General features: G+C 59.7%; 1 protein-coding gene. It reads left to right on the plus strand.

What is annotated here, in order from left to right; all coding sequences use genetic code 11:
* Window positions 1-391 precede the first annotated feature (391 nt).
* Window positions 392-2269: a hypothetical protein gene (locus ABJK56_RS19185; protein WP_347246299.1), complete on the plus strand. Its 1878-nt coding sequence runs from the start codon at window positions 392-394 to the stop codon at window positions 2267-2269.
* Window position 2270 lies beyond the last annotated feature (1 nt).

Raw genomic sequence — 2270 nt, forward strand, 5'->3', positions numbered from 1 at the left:
CGGGGGGAATCACTTACACAGTTCCTGTCAAGATCTGGGACCCCGCCCCCCGGCATGTTCACTGGGGCGTCTACCGTATCCAGGAGACCCGATGAAGCAACGGGCGACCGTCTGTCGTACCAACAGGGGAGGTTGCGCTGCGTTGCCTCGCAAGGCTTTTGTCGGGCAGAGCATGGATCGGCCCGAGATGACCATGGCGGTGTTTGCCAACACCCGGCCTGTCGAAGATCGTCGGTTCATCCGAGGGAGCGGGGATGTTGATCGCCTCCAGCCTCGCTCATGCCGATCTTGCACTGCGGGTGGCAGTTCCTGGTAGCCTCTTTGCGTCTGTCGGGCTGAATCAGCCCATTGAACAATATCCAGATACATCCGCGACAAGAAGGAGGGAAAAATGCGCAGGATATTGATTTTTGTGGCTGTGATGGTGTTCTTGATGGGTGTCTGCACCCATCCGGTTGCCGCTCAGGGCGCGGTGGTCGGACAGATCGGTGGCACCACCCTCGCCGTCGCCCTACAGAACGGCTATGCGTACATCGGTGTTGGCCCGCGGCTGGTGAAGGTGGATGTGTCTACCGACACCCCGCAGAAGGTGTGGGAAAGTGACGTGCTGCCCGGCGCCGTGAGATCGATTGCCCTCTCCGGGGGATACGCGTATGTAGCCAGCGGGAAAGGGCTGCATATCTTTGATATTTCCGGCTCCGTCCCCCGACGGGTGGCCGTTTACCTCCCAGAGGCATGGATAGATGGTGTGACCATCGTCGGTACCTATGCCTATATCACCGGCATGGATGCCCTGTTGCGTATCCTGGATATCTCCAGCCCATCTGAGCCGCGCCTGATTGGGGCCATAACCGATGAGGGCGGTCTGGAGGTGGCCGTGTACGGCAACCACGCGTATGTGGCATCGTACGAAGGGCTTTGGGTGGTCAACCTGTCGGACCCCGCCCACCCATGGCGCGAGGGTAATGTGCAGTTCTTTATTGTCAGTGGGGTTGCGGTAAATTACCCCTACGTGTACGTTGTGGGGCGTGTGGCAGGAGAGGGGAGAAGCCAGCCTGGGTTAAGCGTGGTGAATGTCAGCGATCCCCAATCCCCCTGGGTGGTCGGGTCCATCGTCACTTCGGAAGACGTGGTAGATGTTGTCTACTCCAACAACCTGGCCTATATGGCAGACGGGAGTGCCGGGCTCCGAATCGTCAGTTTTCCCACCCCTGCCTTTCCGCAGGAAGTCGGACACTACGACACGGTGGGGTGGGCGAATAGCGTGGCTGTGTCCGGGACGCGCGCCTATGTGGCGGATAGCGACAGAGGGTTGAGGGTCATCGATGTCTCGTCCCCCACCAACCCCAGGGAGGTCGGCTTTTACGAAAGCATCGGGGTGCCGGTAGGTGTTGTGACCAATGGTCAGTATGCATACGTGGCCAGCGGCGGCCGGGGGATGTGCGTGGTGAACGTATCCGATCCCGCCTCGCCCCGGGCAGAGGGATGTATCGATACCCCGGGACAGGCATACGGGGTGGCGATTACCTCAACCCTGGCGATCGTGGTAGACCGAGGGTCGGGGGTCGAGATGGTGGATGTTTCTGTCCCACAGGCACCTCGGCAAATTGGGTTTGCCAGGTTTCCCGCTTACGGAAGGTGTGTGACGGTGAGGGGTAACTATGCGTATGTAGGAGGGCCGGCTGGTGCAGGCATCCTTGACATTTCCAACCCCGCCGCTCCCCGTCTCGTTGGTTGGGCCCGGGGGAGCGATATTGTGGGCATCGCGGTGTCCGGCAACTATGCCTATCTGGCAGACTATGGTTGGGGGATCCGGGTGGTGGACATCTCTAACCCCATCTCCCCCACGGAGGTAGCGCTGTACACCCCCGCTTACCGTGTGGTTTTTGATGTGGTCACTTCCGGCAACTATGCCTATGTAACAGCGTCGTCAAACAGAGATGAAATTTGGGTGCTGGACGTCTCCGACCCCGCCAACCCCCAGGCGGTGATGACATATACCCTGTCGGCAATGGCTAGTGACCTCGCCATCGCCGGTCCCCTCCTGTATGCGACGGGTGGCAACAAGGTGGCGGTTATCAACATATCCGACCCCCACTCGCCCCGCGAAGTCTCCATGCTGGAAATGCCGCCCCACTGGTACAGCATCGAGTCGGATGTTTTTGCCAACAACGTTTATGTGGCTGGCTATGATGTGGGCCTGGTCACCCTGCGGCATATTTGGCTTGAGCCAAGAGTTTACCTGCCGCTGGTGATGCGGAACCGATAAA

This window comes from Thermogutta sp., from assembly GCF_039793925.1.
In the GTDB taxonomy this organism is placed as follows: domain Bacteria; phylum Planctomycetota; class Planctomycetia; order Pirellulales; family Thermoguttaceae; genus Thermogutta.

Bases quoted from the DNA above. Each gene is read 5' to 3' on its own strand.
- ABJK56_RS19185 (WP_347246299.1), top strand. From the start codon at position 392: ATGCGCAGGATATTGATTTTTGTGGCTGTGATGGTGTTCTTGATGGGT.